This window comes from uncultured Aquitalea sp., assembly GCF_945957525.1.
Taxonomy (GTDB): Bacteria; Pseudomonadota; Gammaproteobacteria; order Burkholderiales; family Chromobacteriaceae; genus Aquitalea.
The window spans coordinates 24696-51073 of the sequence record NZ_CAMFLA010000002.1 but is presented as its reverse complement, the minus strand read 5'-3'; the positions used below and the strand labels follow the sequence as shown (position 1 = coordinate 51073).

20 protein-coding genes are annotated in these 26378 nt (G+C 65.0%); 16 read left to right on the top strand and 4 right to left on the bottom strand.

Annotation, left to right across the window (positions count from 1 at the left end):
- Positions 1 to 38 precede the first annotated feature (38 nt).
- The 4 genes from Q0P52_RS01980 to Q0P52_RS01965 all read right to left on the bottom strand — a co-directional run bounded on the left by Q0P52_RS01980 (position 39) and on the right by Q0P52_RS01965 (position 3852).
- Complete coding sequence (locus Q0P52_RS01980) at positions 39 to 914, bottom strand: transporter (protein WP_293764696.1); 876 nt, start codon at positions 912 to 914, stop codon at positions 39 to 41.
- Positions 915 to 1045: 131 nt separating this feature from the next.
- The gene (locus Q0P52_RS01975) at positions 1046 to 2026 is read right to left on the bottom strand and encodes a helix-turn-helix transcriptional regulator (RefSeq protein ID WP_293764694.1); all 981 of its coding nucleotides are present in this window, start codon (positions 2024 to 2026) and stop codon (positions 1046 to 1048) included.
- A gap of 485 nt (positions 2027 to 2511) precedes the next feature.
- On the bottom strand, positions 2512 to 3414 hold the full coding sequence (gene hpaA, locus Q0P52_RS01970) for a 4-hydroxyphenylacetate catabolism regulatory protein HpaA (RefSeq protein ID WP_293764692.1): 903 nt from the start codon (positions 3412 to 3414) through the stop codon (positions 2512 to 2514).
- A 3-nt stretch (positions 3415 to 3417) separates the two neighbouring features.
- A complete protein-coding gene (locus tag Q0P52_RS01965) occupies positions 3418 to 3852 on the bottom strand; it encodes a heme-binding protein (RefSeq protein WP_293764690.1) in 435 nt (144 codons plus the stop codon).
- 338 nt (positions 3853 to 4190) lie between these two features.
- Here Q0P52_RS01965 and Q0P52_RS01960 point away from each other — a divergent pair, with 338 nt between their 5' ends.
- The 16 genes from Q0P52_RS01960 (at position 4191) to Q0P52_RS01885 (ending at position 26364) form a co-directional block, all read left to right on the top strand.
- Positions 4191 to 4955 (top strand): fumarylacetoacetate hydrolase family protein, encoded by a 765-nt coding sequence (locus tag Q0P52_RS01960; RefSeq protein WP_293764687.1) that lies wholly within the window; start codon positions 4191 to 4193, stop codon positions 4953 to 4955.
- Complete coding sequence (locus tag Q0P52_RS01955) at positions 4952 to 5725, top strand: fumarylacetoacetate hydrolase family protein (protein ID WP_293764684.1); 774 nt, start codon at positions 4952 to 4954, stop codon at positions 5723 to 5725. Before Q0P52_RS01960 ends, Q0P52_RS01955 begins: the two co-directional genes overlap by 4 nt.
- A 59-nt stretch (positions 5726 to 5784) precedes the next feature.
- Positions 5785 to 7245 carry a 5-carboxymethyl-2-hydroxymuconate semialdehyde dehydrogenase gene (gene hpaE, locus Q0P52_RS01950; protein ID WP_293764682.1) on the top strand — a complete coding sequence of 487 codons (1461 nt, stop codon included), beginning with the start codon at positions 5785 to 5787 and terminating at the stop codon, positions 7243 to 7245.
- A 73-nt stretch (positions 7246 to 7318) separates the two neighbouring features.
- Positions 7319 to 8167: a 3,4-dihydroxyphenylacetate 2,3-dioxygenase gene (hpaD, locus tag Q0P52_RS01945; RefSeq protein ID WP_293764681.1), complete on the top strand. Its 849-nt coding sequence runs from the start codon at positions 7319 to 7321 to the stop codon at positions 8165 to 8167.
- A 167-nt stretch (positions 8168 to 8334) separates the two neighbouring features.
- Complete coding sequence (locus Q0P52_RS01940; protein ID WP_293764679.1) at positions 8335 to 8721, top strand: 5-carboxymethyl-2-hydroxymuconate delta-isomerase; 387 nt, start codon at positions 8335 to 8337, stop codon at positions 8719 to 8721.
- A 12-nt stretch (positions 8722 to 8733) separates the two neighbouring features.
- A complete protein-coding gene (locus Q0P52_RS01935) occupies positions 8734 to 9948 on the top strand; it encodes a Bcr/CflA family multidrug efflux MFS transporter (RefSeq protein ID WP_293764676.1) in 1215 nt (404 codons plus the stop codon).
- Positions 9949 to 9958: 10 nt separating this feature from the next.
- Positions 9959 to 11419: an NAD-dependent succinate-semialdehyde dehydrogenase gene (locus tag Q0P52_RS01930; RefSeq protein ID WP_293764673.1), complete on the top strand. Its 1461-nt coding sequence runs from the start codon at positions 9959 to 9961 to the stop codon at positions 11417 to 11419.
- 23 nt (positions 11420 to 11442) lie between these two features.
- Positions 11443 to 12246 (top strand): 2-oxo-hept-4-ene-1,7-dioate hydratase, encoded by an 804-nt coding sequence (gene hpaH / locus Q0P52_RS01925; protein WP_293764670.1) that lies wholly within the window; start codon positions 11443 to 11445, stop codon positions 12244 to 12246.
- A 10-nt stretch (positions 12247 to 12256) separates the two neighbouring features.
- Complete coding sequence (hpaI, locus tag Q0P52_RS01920; RefSeq protein WP_293764668.1) at positions 12257 to 13057, top strand: 4-hydroxy-2-oxoheptanedioate aldolase; 801 nt, start codon at positions 12257 to 12259, stop codon at positions 13055 to 13057.
- A gap of 250 nt (positions 13058 to 13307) precedes the next feature.
- Positions 13308 to 14681, top strand: coding sequence for an MFS transporter (locus Q0P52_RS01915; protein WP_293764665.1), 1374 nt, complete (start codon positions 13308 to 13310; stop codon positions 14679 to 14681).
- A gap of 455 nt (positions 14682 to 15136) precedes the next feature.
- Positions 15137 to 16306: a p-hydroxyphenylacetate 3-hydroxylase oxygenase component gene (locus Q0P52_RS01910; RefSeq protein WP_293764663.1), complete on the top strand. Its 1170-nt coding sequence runs from the start codon at positions 15137 to 15139 to the stop codon at positions 16304 to 16306.
- Positions 16307 to 16316: 10 nt separating this feature from the next.
- Positions 16317 to 17264, top strand: coding sequence for a p-hydroxyphenylacetate 3-hydroxylase reductase component (locus tag Q0P52_RS01905; protein WP_293764660.1), 948 nt, complete (start codon positions 16317 to 16319; stop codon positions 17262 to 17264).
- Positions 17265 to 17425: 161 nt separating this feature from the next.
- Positions 17426 to 23128: an MG2 domain-containing protein gene (locus tag Q0P52_RS01900; RefSeq protein ID WP_293764658.1), complete on the top strand. Its 5703-nt coding sequence runs from the start codon at positions 17426 to 17428 to the stop codon at positions 23126 to 23128.
- On the top strand, positions 23121 to 25286 hold the full coding sequence (gene pbpC, locus Q0P52_RS01895; protein WP_293764656.1) for a penicillin-binding protein 1C: 2166 nt from the start codon (positions 23121 to 23123) through the stop codon (positions 25284 to 25286). The genes Q0P52_RS01900 and pbpC overlap by 8 nt, the downstream gene beginning before the upstream one ends.
- Positions 25286 to 25663, top strand: coding sequence for a DUF2809 domain-containing protein (locus Q0P52_RS01890; protein WP_293764653.1), 378 nt, complete (start codon positions 25286 to 25288; stop codon positions 25661 to 25663). The genes pbpC and Q0P52_RS01890 overlap by 1 nt, the downstream gene beginning before the upstream one ends.
- Complete coding sequence (locus Q0P52_RS01885; protein ID WP_293764650.1) at positions 25660 to 26364, top strand: TIGR02117 family protein; 705 nt, start codon at positions 25660 to 25662, stop codon at positions 26362 to 26364. Before Q0P52_RS01890 ends, Q0P52_RS01885 begins: the two co-directional genes overlap by 4 nt.
- The last annotated feature ends 14 nt before the right edge of the window (positions 26365 to 26378 follow it).

Sequence of the window (26378 nt, the reverse complement as noted above, 5' to 3'; positions counted from 1 at the left end):
TCGAACAGCGTTTTCGCCCGTTGCAACGGGTCTTGCCATCAATAAACGTGCACCAGGCGCAGCATCAGCTGACTGGTGCGGAAGGTGTTTTCCGCTGCCACATCCCGCGCGGCGCTCACCATCAGCTGGTTCTGTTTGTCCAGCCAGTGGCCGGCTTCAAACCCCAGCTGGGTGTAGGACAGCCGGGTGTCGGCCAGCTGACTGCCGCCCAGCGTCATCGCGCCGCCGCGAGCGTGGTACAGCCGCAAGGCACCGTAGGTGTCCGGCGTGAAGTCGTAGGAGAGAAAGGCCTGCAGACGATAAAGCGGCTTCTGGCTCAGCACCGCGCCGTGATAGTCCTTGTTGTCGCCATACAGCTGTGCCTCCAGCGAAGCCTCGGCCACCCAGTTCTTGCCCAGGCCGCGCGTGTAATTGAGCAGGAAGGTGGCGCCCCAGCGATTGGCCCCGGGCGACACGTCGGCGTGTTGCGGGTCATAGCGTCCCAAAGGCAGGGTCAGCAGGCTGAGCAGGCCGCCGTATTCGCGCTGCTCTGGGTGGTTGACGAAAAACAGCGTGCCGCCCACCTGCGGATCGCCCACCCCGGTCAGCGCGTCGTTGCCGCGACTACCCGGCAAGCGCGCGTCGATGCGCGCCGCCGGCACGATGAACTGCGGCGTGCACAGCGTGCCGCACAGATCGGTGAACCAGACATAGCGGTAGGCCAGCGCGGTCACGTCGAGCGAAGCGTCGCCGACATCGCCCCGCTGCGAATGAAAGCTGTTGGCGGTGGTAACCGGCAGATACAGCACGCCCAGCTGGGTGCCCGGCGGCGCGGAGAAGAAATCCCGCGCGTTGGTGTCGGCCGCAGCCGCCGGCAGACTGGCCAGCGCAGCCAGCGCGGCGGCGCTTCGGCCAACCTTGGTGAATGACAACATGGCATTGCTCCTCTTGTTGATGGTGTTGCAATGGACAACACTTCCCCCCGACGGGCGCAGCAGCGCCCGTCGGGGCTGAACGGCGTCAGCCCTGCCTCAGGATCGGGAAAGATGGAAACCAGCCGGAACGGCTAGGAAGCAGGCGGCAACTGATGCAGCAAATGGGCGATGCCCGCCTTGCCGCTAATGCCGAGCTTGGTATAGATGGCCCGCAGGTGGTGGCGCACGGTATGCGGCGACATACCCAGCTCCCGCGCGATTTCCTTGTAGGTGCGCCCCTGGCCAAACAGCCTGGCCACCGCGTTTTCACGGCCGGTAAGCTGCTCCATCGCGCAGCGGTAGCGCGCGGTGAGCAGGAAGAGATCGTTGACCTGCCGCGCATCGATGCGCAGCCGGTCGCCGTCATAGCCAGTGGGTTTCACCATGGCCGGCAGCGATGGCCCGGCCCAATCGGGCCACTCGGCCAGCAACAGCTCGACAAAGGCCGGTTCGGTGCTTTGCAGCACACCCACCCCGTCGCACACCGCCAGCGCCAAACGCTGCTCCGGGCCTTCCAGCGTCAGCCGCAACGCTTGCAGGGTGCGGATCTGGTTGAGCGACACCGCCGACGCCAGATGCGGCATCAGACAGGACAACCACTGGCGTTCATCGCCGGTGAATGGCGGCGCGCCGGGACGGCGGTACAGGGCGAGATGGTCGCTGAGCTGGGTCACGCCGTCGGTGTTGATCACGCAAAGCAGCTCACCGATATCGTGACGCTGGCCCAGCCAGCGCATGCCGGCGGTAGCGTCTCCGCCTTGCATGTCCACCACCACCGCCGTGCCCGGCTCGGCGTGCACCAGCGGCACGGTGCGGTCCTCATGGCGAATCGACGACCAGTCGGCCACATAGTCGTCCGGCAAGCCAAACAAAAAGGAACTGTGCTCGTGCGGGCCGTCCTCGGCCTGTGCGGCCCGTCCCCACCAAGCCTTGTCGAAAGGGAGCAGCGGGCGCAGGCATTCCAGCGCGGTCTGATGAAAGCGCTCCAGCGATTCCTCGCGGGCCAATCGGTAAATTTCCAGCAACAGCGCGCTTAGCGCAGCCAGCCGTGAAGCCGCAGCGGTTTCCTTCATGGCCTGTCTCCTCTGATGTGTGCCTTGGGCGTCGAGCGCCCTCTTTTGTTATGGCTCTTTACGGCCTTGCAGCAGTCTGTGTCAGGAATTTCAACAACGCCATCCTGCAAATGAGGGATACAGCCAAACAACCGGGTACGGCCCAAAAAAAGGGCGCCGCAAGGACGCCCGAGGGAGATAGCCTGACGCAGTCGCCTGCGCCGGGAGAGACCTGGCCGCGTGGCGGACCGCGCGCACCGGACGCGCAATCCGGACCGGAAGCCCACGCGACAACGCTCACCCACATGGAGAAGACGCTGGCGTCGCCCGCAGCGCGGGCCGGGGACGTCGCCGGCGGGGCCAGTATCCCGTTTGTGGCGTTTTTGCCCTATCCGGATTCGGCAAAACGAAAAAGGCCCGCACAAGGCGGGCCGCAAGGATGACAAAGCGTCGACGAGCATCGACCCGTTGATAATGCCGTTTCCGCCAGTCGATGCCGATCCCCACTATGGGGGATCCGCCAGTCGGTTGGCCACGCGATAATCGCTGGGGGTTTGCCCAACCTGGCGCAGGAAAAAGCGGGAAAAATACGCCGGGTCCTTGAAACCCAAGTGGTAGGCGATTTCATTGATGGACGAGGCGGAGAAAATCAGCAGCCGCTTCGCCTCTTGCAACAAACGGTCGTGAATCAGCCGCTTTGACGGCAGATCGGCCAGCCTGCGGCAGATATCGTTCAGGCGCGACTCGGTCACGCCGATCAGCTCCGCATAGCGCCACAGCGGCCAGTGCTTGGGGTAATGCTCTTCCACCAGTGCGTTGAAACGGTGGTAGATGTGCAGATCCTCCCGCCGGAAGTGCTGCTTGCCGCCGGCATGCGCCGACAGCCGCGATACGCTCACCAACAACAACTGGGTCAGGCCTTCCAGCGCCGCCGCGCGGCCCTCGCCCTCGCCCGCGTACTCCTCCGCCATCAGTTCCAGCAGTTGCGGCAGCCGCGCCGCCTCGCGGCGCCGCTCTGCGGGCAACAAGCCAAGCTCAACGCAAAACGGCGTCATCAACCGGGCCGCGCCCTGCCCATGCAGCAAGCGGCGCACCAGCTCCTGCCTCACCGTCAACACATGGCCTTCGGCGTCCTCCTCGGTGATGAAGGCATGCGGCACGGTGGGCGGCGTCAGGAAAAACAAGGGCGCGTCGGCAATGTATTGCTGCTCTTCCAGATACAGGCGTATCTGTCCGCTGGATAGATAGTGCAGCTGGAAAAAACTGTGATGGCGGTGCACCGGCATGTTGCGGCCAAAGAATTCGGCCAGCTTGCCGAAGCGCTCCCACGACACCTCCTGCGCCTCGTAACGGCTGTCGTACACCTTGCCGATGTCGATATTGGGAATCGGCTGCCGGTCGCGCGCCATGGGCTAACTCCGCTCCGCCAGACAATCCAGCGCCGCCTGGGCGCAGGAGATGTCTTGCGCTTCGCTGCCGCCCGATACGCCGATCGCGCCGATGCGGACCCCCTCTTCCAGCACCGGCAGCCCACCACCGAAACCAGCAAAGCGCGGCTGCGCCGACAAACCCAGCCGCAGCATCTCTCCGCGTTCGGCCAACCTTTGCTGCCAGTCGCCGGAGGCAAGGCCAAAACTCACCGCCGTGTAGGCTTTATCCTGCGCAATGCCCACCGCATGCAGCGGGCTGTCCTCGGCGCGCAACAGCGCCGTCAGCACGCCGGACGCGTCCACCACGGCGGCGCACACCGCCACGCCCAGCGTCCTGCCGTGCGCCACGGCTTGCGCCACCGCCAACGCGGCGGCCTCGCTGTGGATGGAGCGCCGCACATGGCTCAATTTGCTCATTGTCTTTTTTCCCTCTATTGCCGCGCCGTCCGCGCAGCCATGAAAAGTACCGGCTTCCCTGATGAAAGTACATGCACGCCCACGGCATAGTGAAAACCGCACCCTGCGATTGAACATGCTGACAAAACCCCGCCCCTGTCTTGCGCCGCCTTGCCGTCCTGCGTGCACTGCCTGCGTCGACGCGGCTTGATTCAGTACTTGGCAAGGTTTTGTTGGCGACTCTTGGCCGCATCGGTGTTGACAAGCCATTCCGCCTCGCCGTATAAATTTAACATGTTAACTAAATGATTGCGACATCGCCGCCACCGGCGGGTCAGGCAACGCAAGGAGGAGTACACATGGCCAGAGGCCGCATCATCCAGCACCAACAGGTACGCACCGTCCTCCGTCAGGCCGACGGCACGCTGCGCCTGGACGACGACGCGCCGCTGGCGGACGACGCCCGCTGGCTGCCGCCGCAAACCGGCACTGTCTACGGCGTCGCGCTCAATCACCGCAGTTTGCTGGATGCCATGGCCGCCGCCTTTGAAGACGCGCCCTACAAGGCCCCGCCGCAAGCCCCGGTACTGTTCATCAAAACCAGCAACACCGGCATCGGCCACCTTGAGCCTATTCCCTTCCCAGCCGATGCGGAGCGCATCCAGGCCGGCGGCGCGCTGGGCGTGGTGATCGGCAAGCGCGCCCGCAAGGTATTGGCCGAAAATGCGCTGGCCCATGTGGCGGGCTACACGGTGGTGAATGAAGTCAGCCTGCCGGAAACCAGCTTCTACCGCCCTGCGGTGAAAGCCAAATGCCGCGACGGCTTCTGCCCGGCCGGCCCGCTGATCGTGCCCGCCGACGGCATCGATCCGCAAACGCTGGAAGCGCGCACCTACGTCAATGGCCAACTGAAAGAAACCAATCGCTGCGCCGATCTGGCGCGCGGCGTGGCGCAACTGATCGCCGACGTCTCCGAATTCATGACGCTGGAAGCAGGCGACATGCTGATTGCCGGCACGCCGCTGCGCACGGTGGATCTCACCCCCGGCGACGTGGTCAGCGTTGTCATCGACGGTGTCGGCCGCCTGGAAAACCCCGTCATTGCCGAAGGGAGTCTGCAATGAAGCACGCCCGCATCCTGTATCAGGGCCAGGCCGTCGAGGCGCAAGTACTGGAAAACAACGCGGTACGCCTGCCGGACGGCGTCACTCTGAGCGAACAGCAGGCTGTCTGGCTGCCGCCGGCGCAAGGCACGGTGTTTGCGCTGGGGCTCAACTACGCCGATCACGCCGCCGAGCTGGCCTTCAAGGCGCCCACCGAGCCCTTGGTGTTCCTGAAATCGCCGTCCACCCTCACCGGGCACCACCAGGTATCGGTCAGGCCGGCCAACGTGGCCTACATGCACTACGAGTGCGAACTGGTGGTCATCATCGGCAAGACAGCGCGCAAGGTGTCGCGCGAACAGGCCATGGACCATGTGGCCGGCTACAGCGTCTGCAACGACTACGCCGTGCGCGACTACCTGGAAAACTACTACCGCCCCAACCTGCGCGTGAAAAACCGCGACACGCTGACCCCCATCGGCCCGTGGTGGGTCGACAAGGCCGACGTGCCCGATCCGTCACGCCTGGCGCTGCGCACCTGGGTCAACGGTGAGCTGAAGCAGGAGGGCAACACCCGCGACATGGTGTTCGACATCCCCTTCCTCATCGAGTACCTCAGCAGCTTCATGACGCTGTCTCCCGGCGACATGATCGCTACCGGCACCCCGGAAGGTCTGGCCGATGTCGTGCCGGGCGACGAGGTGGTTGTGGAAGTGGAAGGCGTGGGCCGACTGGTCAACCACATCGTCAGCGAAGCCGATTACGAAGCCCGTTGCGCGCACCGCAACTGAAACGGACAACACCTCACCGCCCCGCCTTGTCCGCGCGGGCCACCAACAGGAAAAACATCATGATCAAACACTGGATCAACGGCCGAGAAGTGGAAAGCCGCGACACCTTCACCAATTACAACCCGGCCACCGGCGAAGCGCTGGGCGAAGTGGCCAGCGGCGGCGCGGAAGAAATCAACGCCGCAGTGGCCGCCGCCAAGGCCGCCTTTCCCAAGTGGGCGGCCACCCCGGCCAAGGAACGGGCCCGCCTGATGCGCCGGCTGGGCGAACTGATCGACAAGAATGTGCCGCGACTGGCCGAGCTGGAAACGCTGGACACCGGCCTGCCCATCCACCAGACGCGCAATGTGCTGATTCCGCGCGCCTCGCACAACTTCGATTTCTTCGCCGAGGTGTGTACCCGCATGGACGGCCACAGCTATCCGGTGGACGACAGCATGCTCAACTACACGCTGTACCAGCCGGTAGGCGTGTGCGGCCTGGTGTCGCCATGGAACGTGCCTTTCATGACCGCCACCTGGAAAACCGCACCCTGCCTTGCGCTGGGCAACACCGCCGTCTTGAAGATGTCCGAGCTGTCGCCGCTGACCGCCAATGAGCTGGGCCGTCTGGCGCAGGAAGCCGGCATTCCCGAAGGCGTGTTCAACGTGGTGCAGGGATATGGCGCCACCGCCGGCGACGCGCTGGTGCGCCACCCGGACGTGCGCGCGGTGTCCTTCACCGGCGGCACCGCCACCGGCCGCAGGATCATGCAAAGCGCCGGCATCAAGAAGTACTCGATGGAGCTGGGCGGCAAATCGCCAGTGCTGATTTTCGACGACGCCGACCTGGACCGCGCCCTAGACGCCGCCCTCTTCACCATCTTCTCCCTCAACGGCGAACGCTGCACCGCCGGCAGCCGCATCTTTGTGCAGGAATCGGTCTACGACCAGTTTGTCGCCGAGTTTGCCCGCCGCGCCCAGCGCCTCATCGTGGGTGATCCGCAAGACCCGGCCACCCAGGTGGGCTCCATGATTACCGGCGCGCACTACGACAAGGTGACCGGTTATATCCGCATCGGCCTGGAAGAAGGCGCGAGGCTGCTGGCCGGCGGCCTGGAACGCCCGGAAGGCCTGCCCGCGCACTTGCAAAAAGGCCAGTTCATTCGCCCCACCGTGTTTGCCGATGTGGACAACCGCATGCGAATCGCACAGGAAGAAATCTTCGGCCCGGTGGTATGCCTGCTCAAGTTCAAGGACGAGGCGGAAGCCCTCAGACTGGCCAATGATGTGGAATACGGCCTGGCCTCCTATATCTGGACCCAGGACATCGGCAAGGCGCACCGTCTGGCGCGCGGCATCGAAGCCGGCATGGTATTCATCAACAGTCAGAACGTGCGCGACCTGCGCCAGCCCTTTGGCGGCGTGAAGGCTTCCGGCACCGGACGGGAAGGCGGCGCTTACAGTTTTGAGGTGTTTACCGAGATCAAGAACGTCTGCATCTCAATGGGCAGTCACCACATACCGCGCTGGGGCCTGTAAGGCCTCCCGCAAAGAACCACCCGCCGCCACCCGGGGCAGTCCGCTGCCCTGACAGAAGATAGAGGAGACAACAATGGGCAAACTCGCCCTCGCGGCCAAGATCACCCACGTACCGTCGATGTATTTGTCGGAGTTGCCGGGCCAGCATCAGGGTTGCCGGCAAGCCGCCATCGACGGCCACAAGGAAATCGGCCGCCGCTGTCGCGAACTGGGCGTGGACACCATCGTGGTGTTCGACACCCACTGGCTGGTGAATTCCGGCTACCACATCAACTCCGCGCCGCATTTCGAGGGCGTGTACACCAGCAACGAGCTGCCACACTTCATCAAGAACCTGCCCTACCAATACGACGGCAATCCGGCGCTGGGCAGCCTGTTGGCCGAAGCGGCCACCGCCGCGGGCGTGCACACCCGCGCGCACGCCACCACCACCCTGGCGCTGGAGTACGGCACGCTGGTGCCGATGCGTTACATGAACCCCGATCGCCATTTCAATGTGGTGTCGGTGTCCGCCCTGTGCACCGTGCACAACCTGCAAGACAGCGCCACCCTGGGCGCGGCCTTCCGCCGCGCAGTGGAAGAGCAGTACGACGGCACGGTGGCTTTCTTCGCCAGCGGCTCGCTGTCGCATCGCTTCGCCCAGAACGGCGTGGCCGAGCAATACCTGCACAAGGTGTGGAGCCCCTTCCTGGAAACCATGGACCACGAAGTAATCGACATGTGGCGTCGCGGCGACTGGAAAACCTTCTGCGCCATGTTGCCGGAGTACGCCGACAAGTGCCACGGCGAGGGCTTCATGCACGACACCGCCATGCTGCTGGGCGCGCTGGGCTGGGATGAATACCGGGGCCAGGCCGAAGTGATCACGCCCTACTTCGGCAGTTCCGGCACCGGCCAGATCAACGTGGTGCTGCCGGTATAAATCCTCGCGGGCAGCGGTCCTGCCGCTGCCCGTCGCGCCCGCCTCTTTTCCGCTTGCTTTATGCCCGGCCGCCGGCCGTGCGGGAAACGCGCGCGCCGCGACAACGCCTTCCATCGTTACACCCGGTGCCTGCCCAGCAAGCGCCGCATGCCGCAAGGAGACCGCCCATGCCGCACTTCATCGTCGAATGCACGGACAACATCCGCGCCGAGGCCGACCTGCCCGGCCTGTTTGCCAAAGCGCACGAATTTCTGGTCGGCACCGGCCTTTACCCGCTGGCCGGCATCCGCAGCCGCGCCGTCTGGCTGGACACCTGGCGCATGGCAGATGCCGGCGCGGATTACGCCTTCGTGCACATGTCGCTCAAGATTGGCCACGGCCGCAGCTTTGAAGAACGGGAGCGCACGGCGCAAGGGCTGTTCGCCATCATCAAGGCGCACTTCCAACCCTTGTTCGACACCCGCTACCTGGCCCTCACTTTCGAGCTGAGCGAGCTGGACCCAGTGTTGAGCTACAAGCACAACAACGTCCACCAGCGCTTTCGCAAAGACTGAGCCGGCCCCGTCATGACTGCCCTGTCCCGCTCCGCGCCCGCCCCCTGGCTGATCGGCCTACTCGGTTCGCTGGTGGCCTTCGGCCCCTTGTCGATCGACATGTACCTGCCGGCGCTGCCGCGCATCGCCGCCTCGCTTGGGGTGTCCGCCGCGCTGGCGCAGCTGACCATCGGCGGCTTTCTCGCGGGATTCTGCCTGGGCATGCTGGTCTACGGCCCACTGTCCGACCGCTTCGGCCGACGTCCGCTGCTGCTGGGCGGCATGGCGCTGTACATCGCCTGCAACCTGGGCTGCGCCTTGGCGGACAGCGCAAGCCAGCTGATCCTGCTGCGTTTCTTGCAGGCCCTGGGCGGCGGCGCCGGAAGCGTGATGGCCCGCGCCATGGTGCGCGATCTTTACCCTCTGGATTGCGCGGCCCCGGTGCTATCGCTGCTGCATCTGGTCACCATGCTGGCGCCCCTGCTGGCCCCGCTGATTGGCGGCTGGCTACTGGCTGCTGCCGGCTGGCGCGCCTTGTTTCTTGCGCTGGCCCTGTTTGGCGCAGCCAATCTGGCGCTGGTCTGGCGGCTGCTGCCGGAAAGCCTGCCGGCCGAGCGCCGCGACAAGACCGGCGCGCTGGTGGCCTTTGGCGCTTACGGTCTCTTGCTGAGCGACCGGCGTTCGCTAGCCTACCTGCTGGCCAATGGGCTGATTTTTGGCGGCATGTTCGCCTTCATCACCGGCTCGCCCTTTGTTTACATCGATTACTTCGGCGTCTCGCCGCAGCGTTATGGCTGGCTGTTCGGCCTCAACATCGCCTCGGTGATGCTGCTCACCCTGCTCAACAGGCGGCTATGCCAGGAGGTGGGCGCAGACCGTCTGCTGCGCTGGCAAACCGGCACGGCGGCGCTGGCCGGCCTCGCGCTATGGGGATTCAGCGGCGGCTCGCTGCCTGCAGTCGTACTGCCGCTACTACTCACCGTAGGCCTGACCGGCTCCATCGGCCCCAATTGCATGGCCAGGCTGCTGCAACTGCATGAAACGCGCGTCGGCGCGGCCATGGCGCTGGCGGTGAGCGGCCAGTTCGGCTTCGGCATGGCGGCCAGCGCGCTGGTGGCCCTGCGTCAGGACGGCACCCCGCGCGCCATGTGTCTGGCAGTGGCCGTGTGCTGCGTGGGCAGCCGGCTGGCGCTAAGCCTGTCCCCTTCACCCAGGAAGGCGTCGCCGCACGCCTCCGCCACTTTGTGAGCAAGCCAGCATGCATCTTTCCGACCCCACCCTGCTGAAACAGCAGGCTTATATCGATGGCCGCTGGACCGCAGCCGCCGACGGCGCGGCGTTCGCCGTGCACAATCCCGCATCCGGCGCGCTGTTGGCCGAAGTGGCCTCGCTGGGCGCCGACGACACTCGCCGCGCCATTGAAGCGGCCGAAGCGGCGCTGCCGGCCTGGCGGGCCCTGCCGGCAAAAAACCGCTCGCAACTGCTGCGCCGCTGGTTCGAGCTGATCCTGAGCCATCAGGACGACCTTGCCGCCCTGCTCAGCGCCGAGCAAGGCAAGCCGCTAGCCGAGAGCCGGGGGGAAATCGCCTACGGGGCCAGCTTCATCGAATGGTTTGCCGAAGAGGCCAAACGCGCCTACGGCGACGTCATCCCCAGCCCTTTCGACGACAAACGCCTGCTCACCATCAAGCAACCGGTTGGTGTGGTGGCGGCCATCACGCCGTGGAACTTCCCCAACGCCATGATCACCCGCAAGGCCGGGCCGGCGCTGGCCGCCGGCTGTACGGTGGTGGTGAAACCGGCGGCGGAAACCCCCTTGTCCGCACTGGCGCTGGCAGCGCTGGCGGAACGCGCCGGCTTGCCGGCCGGGGTTTTCAATATCGTGACAGGCGAGCGCGCAGCCGACATCGGCGGCGAGCTCACCCGCCACCCGGCGGTGCGCAAACTGTCTTTCACCGGTTCCACCCGCATCGGCAAACTGCTGATGGCCCAGTGCGCGGACACCGTGAAAAAACTCGGGCTGGAGCTGGGCGGCAATGCGCCCTTCATCGTGTTTGACGACGCCGATCTGGATGCCGCCGTAGCCGGCGCGCTGGCTTCCAAGTTTCGCAACACCGGGCAGACCTGCGTCTGCGCCAACCGCCTGCTGGTGCAGGACGGCATCTACGACGCCTTCGCCGCCAGGTTGGCCGAAGCGGTGCGCGGGCTGGCCGTCGGCCCGGCCGACAGCGGCCCGATGCAGCAAGGCCCGCTGATCAACGCGCGCGCCGTAGCCAAGGTTGCGGAACACATCGACGACGCCGTGCGCCAGGGCGCGCAGGTACTCGCCGGCGGCGCGCCGCACGCGCTGGGCGGCAACTTCTTCCAGCCCACGGTGCTGACCGGCGTCACCGAACACATGCTGGTGGCCCGCGAGGAAACCTTCGGCCCGGTGGCCCCGCTCTTCCGTTTCCATGACGAGGCCGACGCCATCCGGCTGGCCAACGCCACCGAATTCGGCCTGGCCGCTTATTTCTACAGCCGCGACATCGGCCGTGTCTGGCGGGTAGCGGAGGCCATCGAGGCCGGCATGGTGGGCATCAATGAAGGGCTGATCTCCACTGAGTCGGCCCCCTTCGGCGGCATCAAGCAATCCGGCCTAGGGCGCGAAGGTTCGCGTTACGGGCTGGAGGACTTCATGGAAATCAAATACCTCTGCTTCGGCGGCCTCAACGCCTGAGCCTTACCCCAAGGGAGAACCCCATGCTGAGCCAGGACATCATCGAATCCACCGCCCGCCGCCTGCACAAGGCCGAACGCGAGCGGGTGCAGATCCGCCAGATTTCCCTCGATCACCCCGACATCACCATCGAGGACGCCTACGCCATCCAGCGCTGCTGGGTGGACATGAAGTTGGCCGAAGGCCGGGTGGTGAAAGGCCACAAGATCGGCCTGACCTCGCGCGCCATGCAAATGTCCTCGCAAATCGACGAGCCGGACTACGGCACCCTGCTGGACGACATGTTCTTCAGCGACGGCGGCGACATTCCGGCCGGTCGCTTCATCGTGCCGCGCGTGGAAGTGGAGCTGGCCTTCATTCTGGGCAAGGAACTCAAGGGCCCCGGCATCACCTTGTTCGATGTTTACAACGCCGCCGAATTCGTCATTCCGGCGCTGGAGATCATCGATGCCCGCAGCCAGTCCATCGACCCGGCCAGCGGCCGGCCGCGCAAGGTGTTCGACACCATTTCCGACAACGCCGCCAACGCCGGCGTGGTGATGGGCGGCCGCCCGGTGCGCCCGTCCGAAGTGGATTTGCGCTGGGTGTCGGCACTGATGTACCGCAACGGCGTCATCGAGGAGTCCGGCGTGGCCGCCGCCGTGCTGAACCACCCGGCCAATGGCGTGGCCTGGCTTGCCAACAAGCTGGCCCCGTTTGATGTGAGCCTGCAGCCTGGGCAAGTGATTCTGGGCGGCTCTTTCACCCGGCCCGTGGCTGCGCGCCCGGGCGATACCTTCCATGTGGATTACGGCCCGCTCGGCGCCGTCAGCTGCCGCTTTGTCTGAGGAGACCGCCATGAACCTGCCCCACAACGCCTTCAAGGCGGCGCTGGCTGCCGGCCAGCCCCAAATCGGCCTCTGGCTTGGCCTGGCCAGCCCGTACAGCACGGAGCTGCTGGCCGGTGCCGGCTTTGACTGGCTGCTGATAGACGGCGAGCACGCGCCCAACCAATTGGGCGACATGCTGGCGCAACTGCAAGCCGTCGCCCCCTACCCCAGCCACCCGGTGGTGCGCCCGGTGTGGAACGACCCGGTGCGCATCAAGCAGATTCTCGACATTGGCGCGCAAACCCTGCTGCTGCCCATGGTGCAAACCGCAGAAGAAGCGGCGCAGGCCGTGGCCGCCACCCGCTACCCGCCGCGCGGCATTCGCGGCGTGGGCAGCGCGCTGGCGCGCGCCTCGCGCTGGAACCGCATCCCCGACTACCTGCTGGCGGCGGAGCGGGAAATCTGTGTGCTGGTGCAGATAGAAACGCGACAAGGGCTGGCCAATCTGGATGCCATTGCCGCCACCGACGGCGTGGACGGTGTCTTCATCGGGCCGGCCGACCTGTCCGCCGACATGGGCTTCATCGGCCAAGCCGGCCACCCCGAAGTGCAAGCCGCCATCGAGGACGCCATCGGCCGCATCCAGGCGCACGGCAAGGCCGCCGGCATTCTCATGGCCGATGAACAGCAGGCCCGCCGCTATCTGGCGCTGGGCGCGCGCTTCGTCGCCGTCGGCGTGGACACCACGCTTCTGGCGCGCAGCGCGGAAGCGCTGGCCCGACGGTTCCGGGACGCGCCGCCAGCGGCTTCGGCCAACTCCCCCTACTGATCCGACGCGGCAAGTTCCACCCGGCGCAGACCAGCGACACCACTCGCTGGCTTGGCCGGGCCGGTTCTGCCCGGTTGATACCCTTCCGGCGGACTGCGACGACCACGCACCCGCCAGGAGGAAAACAGGCAGCGCAACAACAACAATTCGCGCGGCCGGCCGGCGCTCGTCCGGCGTTTGAAGCAGCGGACGCATCCGGCGCACAAACGGATGCCGTCGGCAACGCTTACCACATATAGAGGAGAACGACATGCAACAACGCACTACCCGGCCCGGTGACGGGCGCAAGGTGGCCTTCGCCACCATTATCGGCACCACGGTGGAGTGGTACGACTTTTTCATTTACGCCAGCGCCGCCGGCCTGGTATTCAACAAGCTGTTTTTCGCGCCGGCCGGCGCACAGTTGGCTACGCTGATCGCCTTTGCCTCGGTGGGCGTCAGCTTCCTGTTCCGCCCGCTGGGCGCGTTTCTGGCCGGCCACTTCGGCGACCGCATCGGCCGCCGCGCCATTCTGGCCATCACCCTCATCATGATGGGCGCCTCCACCGCCTTGATCGGCCTGCTGCCCACCTACGACTCGGCCGGCTTGCTCGCGCCGGTGGCGCTGGTATTGCTGCGCATTGTGCAAGGCTTGTCGGCAGGCGGCGAATGGGGCGGCGCGGTGCTGATGGCGGTGGAACACGCGCCGGCCGGACAGCGCGGCCGTTACGGGGCCTTCCCGCAGATCGGCGTGCCGCTCGGGCTGCTGCTGGCCTCCGGCGTATTTGCGCTGATGAGCGGCGTCATCGCCCCCGGGCAGGCTTTTCTCGACTGGGGCTGGCGCGTGCCCTTCCTCTTGAGCATCGTGCTGCTGTTTGTCGGCCACTGGGTGCGCCGCTCGGTGGAGGAAAGCCCGGTATTTGAAGAGATCAAGGCGCGCAAGGCCGGCAGCCGCACGCCCGTGCTGGACTTGTTCCGTCGACGCGCGCTGCTGGTGCTGCTGGCGGCGCTGATGTTTGCCGGCAACAGCGCGGTGGGTTACATGACCACCGGCGGCTTCATCCAGAACTACACCACCGACCCCACCGGTCCGCTGCATCTGCCACGCACTCCGGTGCTGCTGGTGGTAACGACGGCCTCCGCCGTCTGGCTGGCCTTTACCTGGCTGGCGGGATGCTGGTCGGATCGCATCGGCCGCCGCAACACCTACCTCACCGGCTTCGTCGTGCAGTTACTGGGCGTGCTTGCGCTTTTCCCGCTGGTAGACACCGGCAGCTTGGGCAATGTACTGCTGGCCTTGTGCCTGCTGTCGGTCGGCACCGGCCTCACCTACGGTGCGCAATCCGCTTTCTACGCCGAGCTGTTTCCAGCCTCGATCCGCTTCTCCGGCGTCTCCATTTCCTACGCCATCGGCGCCATTCTGGGCGGTGCCTTCGCGCCCATGATCGCCAAATCACTGATTGCCGCCACCGGAAGCACGGTCTCGGTCACCTTGTATCTGGGCGGCATGACCACAATAGGTTTTATCGCCACGCTCTTGCTGCGCGATCGCAGCAATATCCCGCTGGGGCCGGATCACGAAGCCGCTCAGGCCGTATCGCCCGTCCGCTTGCGCAACCGGCAAGGTCAGGTGAGGCAAGCCTGAACTGCCCACTCGCCAGGCCGGTGCAATAAGAGCGGTCAACTAAATTCCTGATGCGGCGATGCGCCGACTGGTCATACTCAAGTACTGCCCGCATCGGCGCACCTTGCCTCAGTCGTGAAACTGATTTTTATTAGCCGCTCTAAACCCAACCGCCTCGCTGGCGGTTTTTCTTTTTCCGCTTGAAGAAAGAGTGCGACCAGCGCATGCAAAGCCATGAAAAGTACCAGTTTCACTGCCTAACTTGCATTTTCAACATCAGATGGTCCACCCATAATCCCAGACAAGCCTCTCAACGTCGCCGCTCAGGCGGCCCGGTGACAGGCCTTGGGTCGTGCTTTCTGTCGCAGCAAGCCGTCATCATTATTTAACTTATTCATTAAATACCCGAACCAACCTGCCCTGCCGCACAGGGCGCGTCCGGATACAAAGCAATCAATCAAGAGGAGTGGAGAGACATGACAACAAACAACCCGCTGCTGGAAAAACTCCGGGCCATCCTGCCCGCTATCGCCGCCAACGCCGACCGCGCCGAACAAGAGCGCAAAGTGCCGGACGAAAACATCGGCCTGCTCAAGGGCATCGGCATGCACCGCGCCTTCCAGCCCAAGCGCTATGGCGGACTGGAGATTTCCCTGCCGGAATTTGCCGACTGCGTAGCCGCACTGGCCGGCGCTTGCGGCGGCACCGCCTGGGCCTTCAGCTTGCTGTGCACCCACAGCCATCAGTTGGCGATGTTCTCGCAAAAGCTGCAGGATGAAATCTGGGCCGGCAACCCGGACGCCACCGCCAGCAGCAGCATCGCGCCCTTCAGCAAGATCGAGGAAGGCGAAGGCGGTGTGTACCTGAGCGGCGAAATGGGCTGGAGCAGCGGTTGCGACCACGCCGAGTGGGCCATTGTCGGCATGCGACGCAAGAATGCGGAAGGCGAACTGGTGTACAGCTTTGGCGTGATTCCGCGCGCAGATTACCAGATTCGCGACAACTGGTTCGCCATGGGCATGAAAGGCAGCGGCTCCAAGACGCTGGTGATTGAAAACGCCTTTATCCCCAATCACCGCATAGAAGCCGCCAAAGACATGATGGAAGGTCGTTCCAGCGGCTTCAATCTCTACCCCGACAGCGACATTTTCCACACGCCCTACCGGCCTTATTTCGCCAGCGGCTTCGCCGCGATCAGCCTTGGCGTGGCCGAGCGCATGCTGACCGCCTTTGTGGAAAAAACCCGCAACCGCGTGCGCGCCTACACCGGCGCCAGCGTTGGCGCGGCCACGCCGGCGCTGATGCGCCTGGCCGAATCCACCCATCAAGTGGCCGCTGCGCGCGCCTTGCTGGAGAAAACCTGGCAAGACCATGCCGAGCACGGCCGTCAGCACCGCTACCCCACGCGGGAAACGCTGGCGTTCTGGCGCACCAACCAGGCTTACGCGGTGAAGATGTGCATCGAAGCGGTGGACAGGCTGTTCAGCGCCGCCGGTGCCACCAGCTGGATGGAAGGCAATGAACTCCAGCGGCTGTTCCGCGATGCGCACATGACCGGGGCGCACGCCTACACCGACTACGATGTCTGCGCCCAGATCCTCGGCCGCGAACTGCTTGGCCTCGAGCCCGACCCGAGCATGGTGTAAAGGAGAGGCCATGACCACCCGCCAGACCGCCCCTTTTGAAGCCCGCTCGCTGCGCCGCGCGCTGGGCAATTTCGCCACCGGCGTCACCATCGTCACTGCTCGCGCGCCTTCTGGTGCCGTCGCGGGCGTTACCGCCAATAGCTTCAACTCCGTTTCGCTGGACCCGCCGCTTGTGCTGTGGAGCCTGGACAAACGCTCTTCCAGCCGCGAAGTGTTCGACGCCGCCTCTCACTTTGCCGTCAATATCCTGGCGGCGGACCAGATCGAATTGTCCAACCAGTTTGCCCGCCCCGGCGTCGACAAATTCGCCGGCGTGCCGCACCAGACCGGGGCCGGCGATGCGCCCCTGCTGACGAATTGCGCCGCCCGCTTCGAATGTGAGAAGTGGCAGCAACTGGATGCCGGCGACCACTGGGTGATGATAGGCCGCGTGGTGGCCTTTGATGATCTGGGCCGCTCGCCGCTGGTTTACCATCAGGGCGCCTACTCCATGGTATTGCCGCATGCGCGCCTGCAGAAAAACAACGAGGTCACGCCGCCCGCCAGCCGCTTTCAGGGCCGACTGAGCGACAACGTCTATTATCTGCTGACTCAGGCCGTGCGCAGCTACCAGGCCAACTATCAGCCTCGCCAACTGGCCACCGGACTGCGCACCAGCGAAGCTCGCATGCTGATGGTGCTGGAGAGCGACGCCGATCTGGACATGCCCGCTCTGCTGCGCGAAGTGGCCATGCCGGCGCGGGAAATAGAGCAGGCGGAAGACATCCTGCGCGGCAAAGGGCTAGTGTGTCTGGGCGAGCAAGGCTACCGTCTGACGCCAGCGGGCGTCGCAGAGGCGGAAACCCTGTGGTGCATCGCCGCCGACCAGCAGCGCAAGGCCCTGGAAGGTGTGACGACAGAGGAGCTGGCCGCCTGCAAGAAAGTGCTGCGCCATCTCATCGACCTGCGCCTGCCCTGACCCCGCCGCTCGTGGCCGGTCCGTACTGGCTCCCAGCCTCTGACTGGCCTTCGGCCAACCTTGGCCCCCACCAAACGCCCCGCAACGGGGCGTTTCTTGCGTTTGCAATCCACATGGACAGCAACCGCGATAGCTGTCATCCGTAATGACAAAAGACTATCATGGCGACACCTCTTCAATCGGACACCATCATGCCCCGCTTTGCCGCCCGATTCCTGATTGCCGCCGTACTGACCGCCGTCACCGCCGCCCATGCCGGCGTCACCACTTTCTCGCCGCAGGGCGAAGTCAAGGAGGTGACACAGATTCGCGCCAGCTTCGACGCCAGCATGATCGCCTTCGGCAACAGCGCCGCGCCCGCGCCCTTCAACTGGAGCTGCCAGTTGAAGGCCAAGGGCCACTGGGTGGACGACAAAACCTGGGTGCTGGATGTCAGCGAAACCCCGCAGGCCAATACTGATTGCCGCTTCAGCCTGCGGCCCGGCCTGAAGGACCGGCAGGGCAACGCGGTGGCTGGCGCAGGCTACCGCTTCTTCACCGGTCCGGCCGTGGTAACCAGGCAATGGCCGGACGACGGCCAGATTGAAGAGGATCAGGCCTTTGTATTGCAATTCAACGGCCGGGCCGAGCCGGCTTCCACACTTTACTGTCAGTCGTCCGCCGTGCCGGAACGGCTGCCGGTCCAGCCGCTTGGCGCAGCGGATCGCAACGCCTTACTCAAGCATCTCAACCTGGAAAAGGAAGCCGCTTCCATCGCCACCGTACGCTGCGGTCAACGGCTGGCGCCGGGCAGCAAGCTCACGCTGGTGCATTTGAGAGGCAACGCCGCGCCTGATCGCGCCAACTTCACCGTGCGTCCACCCTTTACCGCCACCCTCAGTTGCGAGCGCGAAAATGCCAAGGGCGCCTGCATTCCCTTCAAGCCCATTACCTTGAATTTCAGTTCGCCAGTGCCGGAAAAACTGGCGCTGGCCGTGCGCCTGAAAGGCGAAGACGGCGAGCGCGCGCCGCAAGCGCCCAGCCGCAGCAAGGGCGAACCGCTGGACAGCATCACCTTTGCGCCGCCCTTCCCCCCGCTGGGCAAACTCATGCTGAGCCTGCCGCGCGATTTTAGCGACGAGGTTGGCCGAAGCGCCGCCAACGCCGATCGTTTCCCGCTGCAAGTTGGGCTGGCGGATTTTCCGCCACTGGCGAAATTTGCCGCTGCCCCCTTCGGCATCATCGAATCCGGCCCTGACGCCGCTCTGCCCATCACGCTGCGCGGCGTGGAAGCCGGGCTCAACATCAAGGCCGTCCAGCTGGGCGGACAAGCCATGCGAGTCACCGACGATCAGCAAATGCTGAGCTGGCTGGGCAAGGTGATGCGCTATCACGAGTCGGGCATCACCGTCGGCAAGAAAACCATTGAAAGCCGCCGTCTCTCATTGCTGGAAAAAGAAAAGACCGCCAAACCGCTCTCGCTGCCCACCCAGCCGGACAAGCAAGGCAAATGGCCGTTTGAAGTAGTGGGCATTCCGCTGCCCAAGCCGGGCCTGTATGTGGTGGAGGTCTCTTCCCGCCTGCTCGGCAAGTCGCTGCTGGCCGCCAACCGGCCAATGTATGTGCGCACCGCCGCGCTGGTCACCAATATGGCGGTGCACCTGAAGCGCGCGCCGGACAATGCCGCGGTGTGGGTCACCACGCTGGACAAGGCCAAGCCGGTGGCGGATGCCGCCATTGCCATTTACGACTGCAAAGGCGCGCCGCTATGGAAAGGCAAGACCAATCGCAACGGCGTGGCCAACGTACAGGGCAGCCTGACCGACGCCAGTTGCGGCGGCGATGAGCAGTCCGGCCTGTTTGTCGTGGCGCGCGCCAAGGACAAGGACGGCAATGATGATGTGTCTTTTGTCCGCTCCAGTTGGAATCGCGGCATCGAATCCTGGCGCTTCCCCTTCCCCACCAGCTCCGACGGCGGCTCCTCCTTGCTGGCGCATACCGTGATGGATCGCGCCTTGTTCCGCGCCGGCGAAACCGTCTCGATGAAGCACTTCATCCGCGCTCAGGGCATGAAAGGCCTGTCCTTGCTCAAGGCAGGCCAACTGCCGCAACAGGCGCGACTGATCCACGACGGCAGCCATGACGAGATCGTGCTGCCGCTGGACTGGCGCGGCGGCCGCTATGCCTTGAGCAGCTTCACGCTGCCCAAGGACGCCAAGCTGGGCGAATACACCGTGTTTCTCGAGCGCAAGGGCAAGCGCGCGCCGGGCGATGCCGACCAGCCCTCCAGCCCGGAACTGGACGGCTATCAGTTGCACAGCGGCAGCTTCCGCGTGGAAGAATTCCGCCTGCCGGTGATGAGCGGCCGCATCAGCAGCGTCAAGGACGCCGGCATTGCCGCCAAAGAAATCCCGCTCAAGGTATCGCTGTCCTGGCTCAACGGCGGCCCCGCCAAGAGCTGGCCGGTAGAGCTGAGCGCCATGCTCGCCAGCAATTATGACCGCCCGCGTGGTTATGAAAACTTCAACTTCTCCCCCCCGCGCGGCGAGCGGGAGGAAAGCGAATCCGGCCTGGACGGCAAAGTCGTGCTCAACAAGGCCAGCCTGCGACTGGACGACAACGGCAACAGCAAGGCCGTGAGCGCGCCGCTACCCAAGCTGGACCGCCGCTATGATCTGGTCACCGAAGCCGCCTACCGCGACCCCAACGGCGAAGTGCAAACACTCACCCGCCGTCTAGCGCTGTGGCCCGCCGCCATCCAGCTGGGCGTTAGCACCGAAGACTGGATCAGCACCGGCCGTAATCTACAAGTAAAAACGGTGGCCCTCGACACCTCGGGCAAGCCGCTGGCTGGCCGCAAGGTGACGCTGCGCCTGCGCGAGCACGTCTACCTCTCAAGCCGCAAGCGTCTGGTGGGCGGTTTCTATGCCTGGGAACACAGCGAAGAGACGCAGGACAAGGGCAAGGTGTGCTCAGGCGAAACCGATGCCCGTGGTTTCTTCCTGTGCGACGTCAGCTTTAAGGACGCCGGCCAAATGGAGCTGATAGCGGAAGCGGACGACGGCAAGGGCAATACGGTGCAAAGCTCGCAGGAAGTCTGGGTCAGCCAGCATGACGAGCTGTGGTTCGACGTGGATAATAACGACCGCATCGACATCCTGCCGGAAAAACCCGGCTACGCCCCGGGCGAAACCGCACGCTTCCAGGTGCGCATGCCCTTCCGCAAGGCCACTGCCTGGATCGGCATCGAGCGCGAAGGCATCATGGAAACCCGCGTCATCGAACTGGAAGGCAAGCAGCCCTGGTTCGACCTCAAGGTCGGCGAGGACTGGACGCCCAATGTCTACGTCTCGGTACTGGCCGTGCGCGGCCGCGTGCGCGACGTCCCCTGGTATTCCTTCTTCACTTGGGGCTGGAAAACCCCCGGCGAGTGGTGGGACGCCTACTGGAACGAAGGCCGCGACTACACCCCGCCCACGGCATTGGTAGATCTGTCCCGCCCCGCCTTCAAATACGGCATCGCTGAAATCCAGGTGGGCGACAGCGGCCGCCGCCTCAAGGTGGACGTAACGCCGGCGCGCAAGACCTATGGCATTCGCGAAGGCGTGGACGTTACCGTGCGCGTTACCCTGCCCAACGGCAAACCCGCGCCCGCAGGCAGCGAAGTCGCCTTCGCCGCCGTTGACGAAGCCCTGCTGGAACTGCAACCCAACACCAGCTGGGACCTGATGCAAGCCATGTACCAGCGCCACAGCTACGGCGTGGAAATGGCCACCGCCCAGCTTGAAGTGGTGGGCAAGCGCCATTACGGCCGCAAATCGCTGCCACCGGGCGGCGGCGGGGGCAAGGCGCCCACCCGCGAGTTGCTGGACACCCTCCTCGCCTGGCAACCGGCAGTGAAACTGGACGCCAACGGGTCTGCCCGCATCCACTTGCAAACCAACGACGCCCTCACCCGCTTCCGCCTGGTGGCGGTGGCCGATGCGGGGCAAGACCTGTTCGGCACCGGCGACAACACCATCAATGTGGTGCAGGACTTGCAACTGAGCTCCGGGCTGCCCCCGCTGGTGCGCGAAGGCGATCAGTTGGAAGCCGGCGTAACCGTCCGCAACGGCAGCGACCACCCGATGAAGCTGACGGTGGGAGGGTCCGCTCCGGGCATGCCGCCGCTGGCCGCCCGTCAACTGGAGCTGCCCGCCGGCGACGCCCGGCTGGTGACTTGGCCGGTAGTCATCCCCGAAGGCGTCCGCGAACTCAAATGGACGTTCTCCAGCCGCGAAACCGGCGGCAAGGGCGCTGACAAACTGGCCTTTGTCCAGCAAGTGGAAACCGCCGTTCCCATCACCGTGGAGCAAGCCACCCTGCTGAGACTGGCCCCCTCCCTGCAAATGCCGGTAGCGTTGCCGCCAGGCGCCTTGCCCGGCAAGGGCGCCATCCGCGTGACGCTGCAAGACAAGCTAGGCAACAGCCTGCCCGGCGTACGCCAGTGGTTCCTTGACTACCCCTACAGCTGCCTGGAGCAACGCAGTTCGGTGGCGCTGGGTCTGAGCGACCACGCCCGCTGGCAGCAAATCATGAATGATCTGCCCTTGTATCTTGATCAGGACGGCCTGGCCGCCTACTTCCCGCTGCCGGAAGGCGTGCGCGACTGGGGCAGCGACAACCTCACCGCCTACGTGCTGTCGGTGGCCAGCGAAGCCGGCGAAACCATCCCGGAAGCACAGCGCCAGCGCATGCTGGATGGCCTGTCCGCCTTTGTGGAAGGCCGCCTCGCGCGCAAGCTGCCGCTGTCGCGGCAAGATGCCGACCAGCGCAGGCTGGCGGCCATGGAAGCCTTGTCGCGCTATGGCCGCTTCCGCCCCGCCATGCTGGACGTGATGGACCTCAACCCGCAAAAGATGGGCACCGCCATGCTGGTGGACTGGTTGTCCTTGCTGAATCGGGCGCCGGATATCCCGCAACGGGCGACAAGGTTGGCCGAAGCCGGCAACCTGCTGCGCGCCCGCCTCACCTATCAGGGCACGCGCATGGGCTTCAGCAGTGAGGCCCAGGACAACGCTTGGTGGCTGATGAGCAACGGCGATGTCAACGCCGCCCGCCTGCTGCTGACCGTACGCCAGCTGCCTGACTGGCAGGCGGACATGCCGCGCTTGCTCACCGGTCTGTTGGCGCGCCAACAAAAAGGCCATTGGGGCACCACCACCGCCAACTTGTGGGGCAGCCTGGCGGTAGCCGCCTTCTCCCGCCAGTTCGAGTCCACGCCAGTGAGCGGTGCCACCAGCGCCTCGCTCGGCGCAGCGCAAAACAGCGCTCGCTGGCCGCAAGCCAATCATCAGTCCATGGCCCTCAGCTGGCCGGGCGGCGGCAAGGGCACCTTGCAATTGCGCCATGACGGCAGCGGCTCGCCCTGGGCCACCGTACAGGCGGAAGCGGCCATCGTATTGAAAGCGCCGCGCTACGCCGGTTACAGCATCAAGAAAACCCTTTCCCCGGTCAGCCAGAAAACCTCGGGCCAGTACCAGCCCGGCGATGTGGTGAAAGTGACGCTGGAGATCGAAGCCCAGAGCGATATGACATGGGTGGTGGTGAACGACCCCATCCCGGGCGGCGGCACCATCCTGGGCAGCGGCCTGGGACGCGACTCCGCCATCAATGACGTAGTCAGCCGCGACAGCGAAACGCCGGACTATGTGGAGCGCAAGCAATCCGGTTACCGTGCTTATTTCAGCTACATCCCGCGCGGGCGCTTCAAGGTGGAATACAACCTGCGCCTGAACAATCCGGGCAGTTTCCGCCTGCCGCCCACCCGCGTGGAAGGGCTGTACGCGCCGGATGTGTTCGGCATGCTGCCCAACCCGGTGTTCAAGGTTGCCGCGGGTGAATAAAACGCAGCAACTGTTTATCGCCGGCGGCCTCCTGCTCTGTTTGGCGCAGGCGGAGGCCCAGCCGGGCTTCAAGGACATCAAATCAGGCTGGACCAGCTCAGACCTGCTCGTGCAAGACCATCGCGGCGTGGCGCTGCAACGCGTGCGCGTGGACAAGACCGTGCGCCGCCAGGACTGGGTGACGCTGGCGGACACCTCGCCGGCCTTCCGTCAGGCGCTGGTGTTCTCTGAAGACAAACGCTTTTACCAACACAGCGGCATCGACTGGTCCGGTGTGGCGGCCGCCGCCTGGGCCAATGTGTGGAATACCCGCACCCGCGGCGCCTCCACGCTGACCATGCAATTGGCGGGCCTGCTCAACGACGACCTCAAGGCCGGGCGCAATGGCCGCAGCCTGTGGCAGAAGCTGGGCCAGGGATGGTCTGCCGCTTGGCTGGAAACCCACTGGAGCAAAGCGGAGATCCTCGAGGCCTACCTCAACCTGGTGGGCTTTCGCGGCGAACTGGTGGGGCTGTCCGCGCTATCGTCCACCCTGTTCGGCAAACTGCCATCCGGGCTGGACATGGAGGAGTCGGCCATTGCCGTGGCGCTGATCCGCGCGCCCGGCGCCAGTCCCGACAAGGTAGGCGACCGCGCCTGCCGCCTGCTCAAGGACATGGGCCGCGCGCCGCGCTGCGAAACCGTCTCCGCCCATACCCGCCTGGCGCTCTCGCGCAGCCGTTCGGCCAACCCCTTGGCGGAACAGGACGCCCCGCACTTTGCGCAAAAACTGTTGCAACGCCAGCCGCGCAAACAGGGCGGCGTCATCCGCAGCACCCTGGACGCCGGCTTGCAGCGTTTTGCCGTTTCCGTGCTGCGCCGCCAGCTGGCCGCCCTCTCCCAACGCAATGTGCAGGACGGCGCGCTGGTGGTGCTGGACAACGCCAGCGGCGACATTCTGGCCTGGGTAGGTTCCAGCGGCCGGCAATTGTCCTCGGCTGCCGAGGTGGACGGCGTCACCTCGCTGCGACAAGCCGGCTCCACCCTCAAACCCTTCCTCTATCAGATGGCGTTGGAAAAACACTATCTGACCGCCGCCTCGCTGCTGAATGACAGCCCGCTGGACTTGCAAACCGGCAGCGGCCTGTACGCGCCGCAAAACTACGCCAAAGATTTCAAGGGACTGGTATCGGTACGCACCGCGCTGGCCTCCTCGCTCAACATTCCGGCCGTGCGGACCATCGAAATGGTCAGTCCGACCGCGCTGCGCGACCGCCTTTACCAACTTGGCATGACCAGTCTGGAGCAAGACGGCGACTACTACGGCTTCAGTCTGGCGCTGGGCGCGGCCGACATCCGTCTGCTGGATCTGGCCAATGCCTATCGCACGCTGGCCAATCAGGGCATGGCCTCGCCCCCGCGCTGGACACAGGGCGACGCGCAGGCCAAACCACAACGGCAGCTGGACGCCGCCAGTAGCTTCATCATTGCGGACATCCTCTCCGACCGTACCGCTCGCGCTCGCACCTTCGGCATGGAAAGCGCGCTATCCACCCGCTACTGGAGCGCCGTGAAAACCGGCACCAGCAAGGACATGCGCGACAACTGGGCGGTTGGATTCTCCCGCCGCTTCACCGTGGCCGTCTGGGTAGGCAACGCCAGCGGCGAGCCGATGTGGGATGTGTCCGGCATGCATGGCGCGGCCCCCGTATGGCAAGCCGTGCTGGACCGCGCACAGGCCGACGGCAAACAGGCTGCGCCGCCACCCGCGCCGCCCGGCGTGATACGGCAGGATGTGCATTACCAGAACAATGTGGAAGCGGCGCGGCAGGAGTGGTTTCTAACCGGCACCCAACGCGCGCTGATCGTGGCGGACGATGGCGGCAAACTGCAACCGCCCGGCATCGTCGCTCCGATAGACGGCAGCATCTACGCTATCGACCCGGACATCCCGCCCGCCAATCAGCGCATGATATTGCGCGCTCGCGGCGTAGCGCGGCCGGAATGGTGGCTGGACGGGCGCCGGATTGGCGCCGGTGCCGCGCTGCCCTGGTTTCCCTGGCCCGGCAAACACACGCTGGAAGTACGCGAGAAAAACAAAAGCGTGGAACGCGTCCGCTTTGAAGTGCGCGGCGCCTTCCTCAAACCGCCCGCCAAAGGCAAGGCGCGAGGCGGCTGATGGCGATATGGCGATTCCGGCTGCGGCCCTTGTTGATCTGCATCGCCCTGGTGCTGGTGGAGGTTTGCATCGCCTTGTTTGTCCACGATCGGGTGATCAGGCCTTTTGTCGGCGACTATCTGGTGTTGATGGTCGTTTACCAGTTTTTGCGCAGCGGGCTGCCGGTGGAGCGCACGCGCCTCATCGCACTATCCTGGCTGTTTTGCTGCGCGGTGGAGATCGGGCAGTATTTCAATCTGGTGGCCTTGCTCGGGCTGCAGCACTCTCGTTTTGCCCGCATCCTCATCGGCACCCATTTCGACCCGCTTGATCTCCTGGCCTACAGCGCCGCCGCACTGACGCTATGGTGCTGGCCTCATCGCCCACGACCGCAATGACAATAAACAAAATCAAGCTGTTCCACCTTGTGCTGCGGGCCTGCCTGCTGCCGCTGGCCGCCATCTTGCCCTACTTGCTGAGCGCCCTCCTCCTGGGTCTGCTGCCGCGCCACGGCGACTGGCAGCCCGCCTCAGGCGGGGTGGATATCTATCTGGAAAACAACGGCGTGCATTCCGCCATCATCATGCCCGCAGCGACAGCGGATATGGACTGGCGGCAGCTGTTTCCGCCCGCTCAGGCCACCCGGCAGGAACGGGTAAAAAACGCCACCCATGTTTCGGTCAGTTGGGGCAGCCGGGTTTTCTTTCTGCAAATACAGGAATGGGCCGACCTGACTCCCGGCAAGGCCCTCTCCGCGCTGGCGCTGGACAATAGCGTGCTGCACGTCGAACACCTTCCCGCGCCGCATGAAAGCGCCGACGTGCGCAAGATCCCCCTCAGCGTTCAGCAGTACCGCCAGCTGATCGGCCTGATCCGCGCCGCCACCCCCACCGGCGCGGATGGCCGCGCGCTGCAGATTGCCGGCGCGCACTACTATGGCAACGACGCCTTCTACGCCGGCATCGGCCGTTACTCCCCGCTCAGCACTTGCAATGAATGGACGCGGCGCATGTTGTCCGCCATCGGTGTGCGCACGCCGGTATGGTCGCCCTTTGTCCAGCCCTTGTTCTGGCAACTGCCGCCAGCCGCGCCGCGCTGACCCGGCTCTCAGCC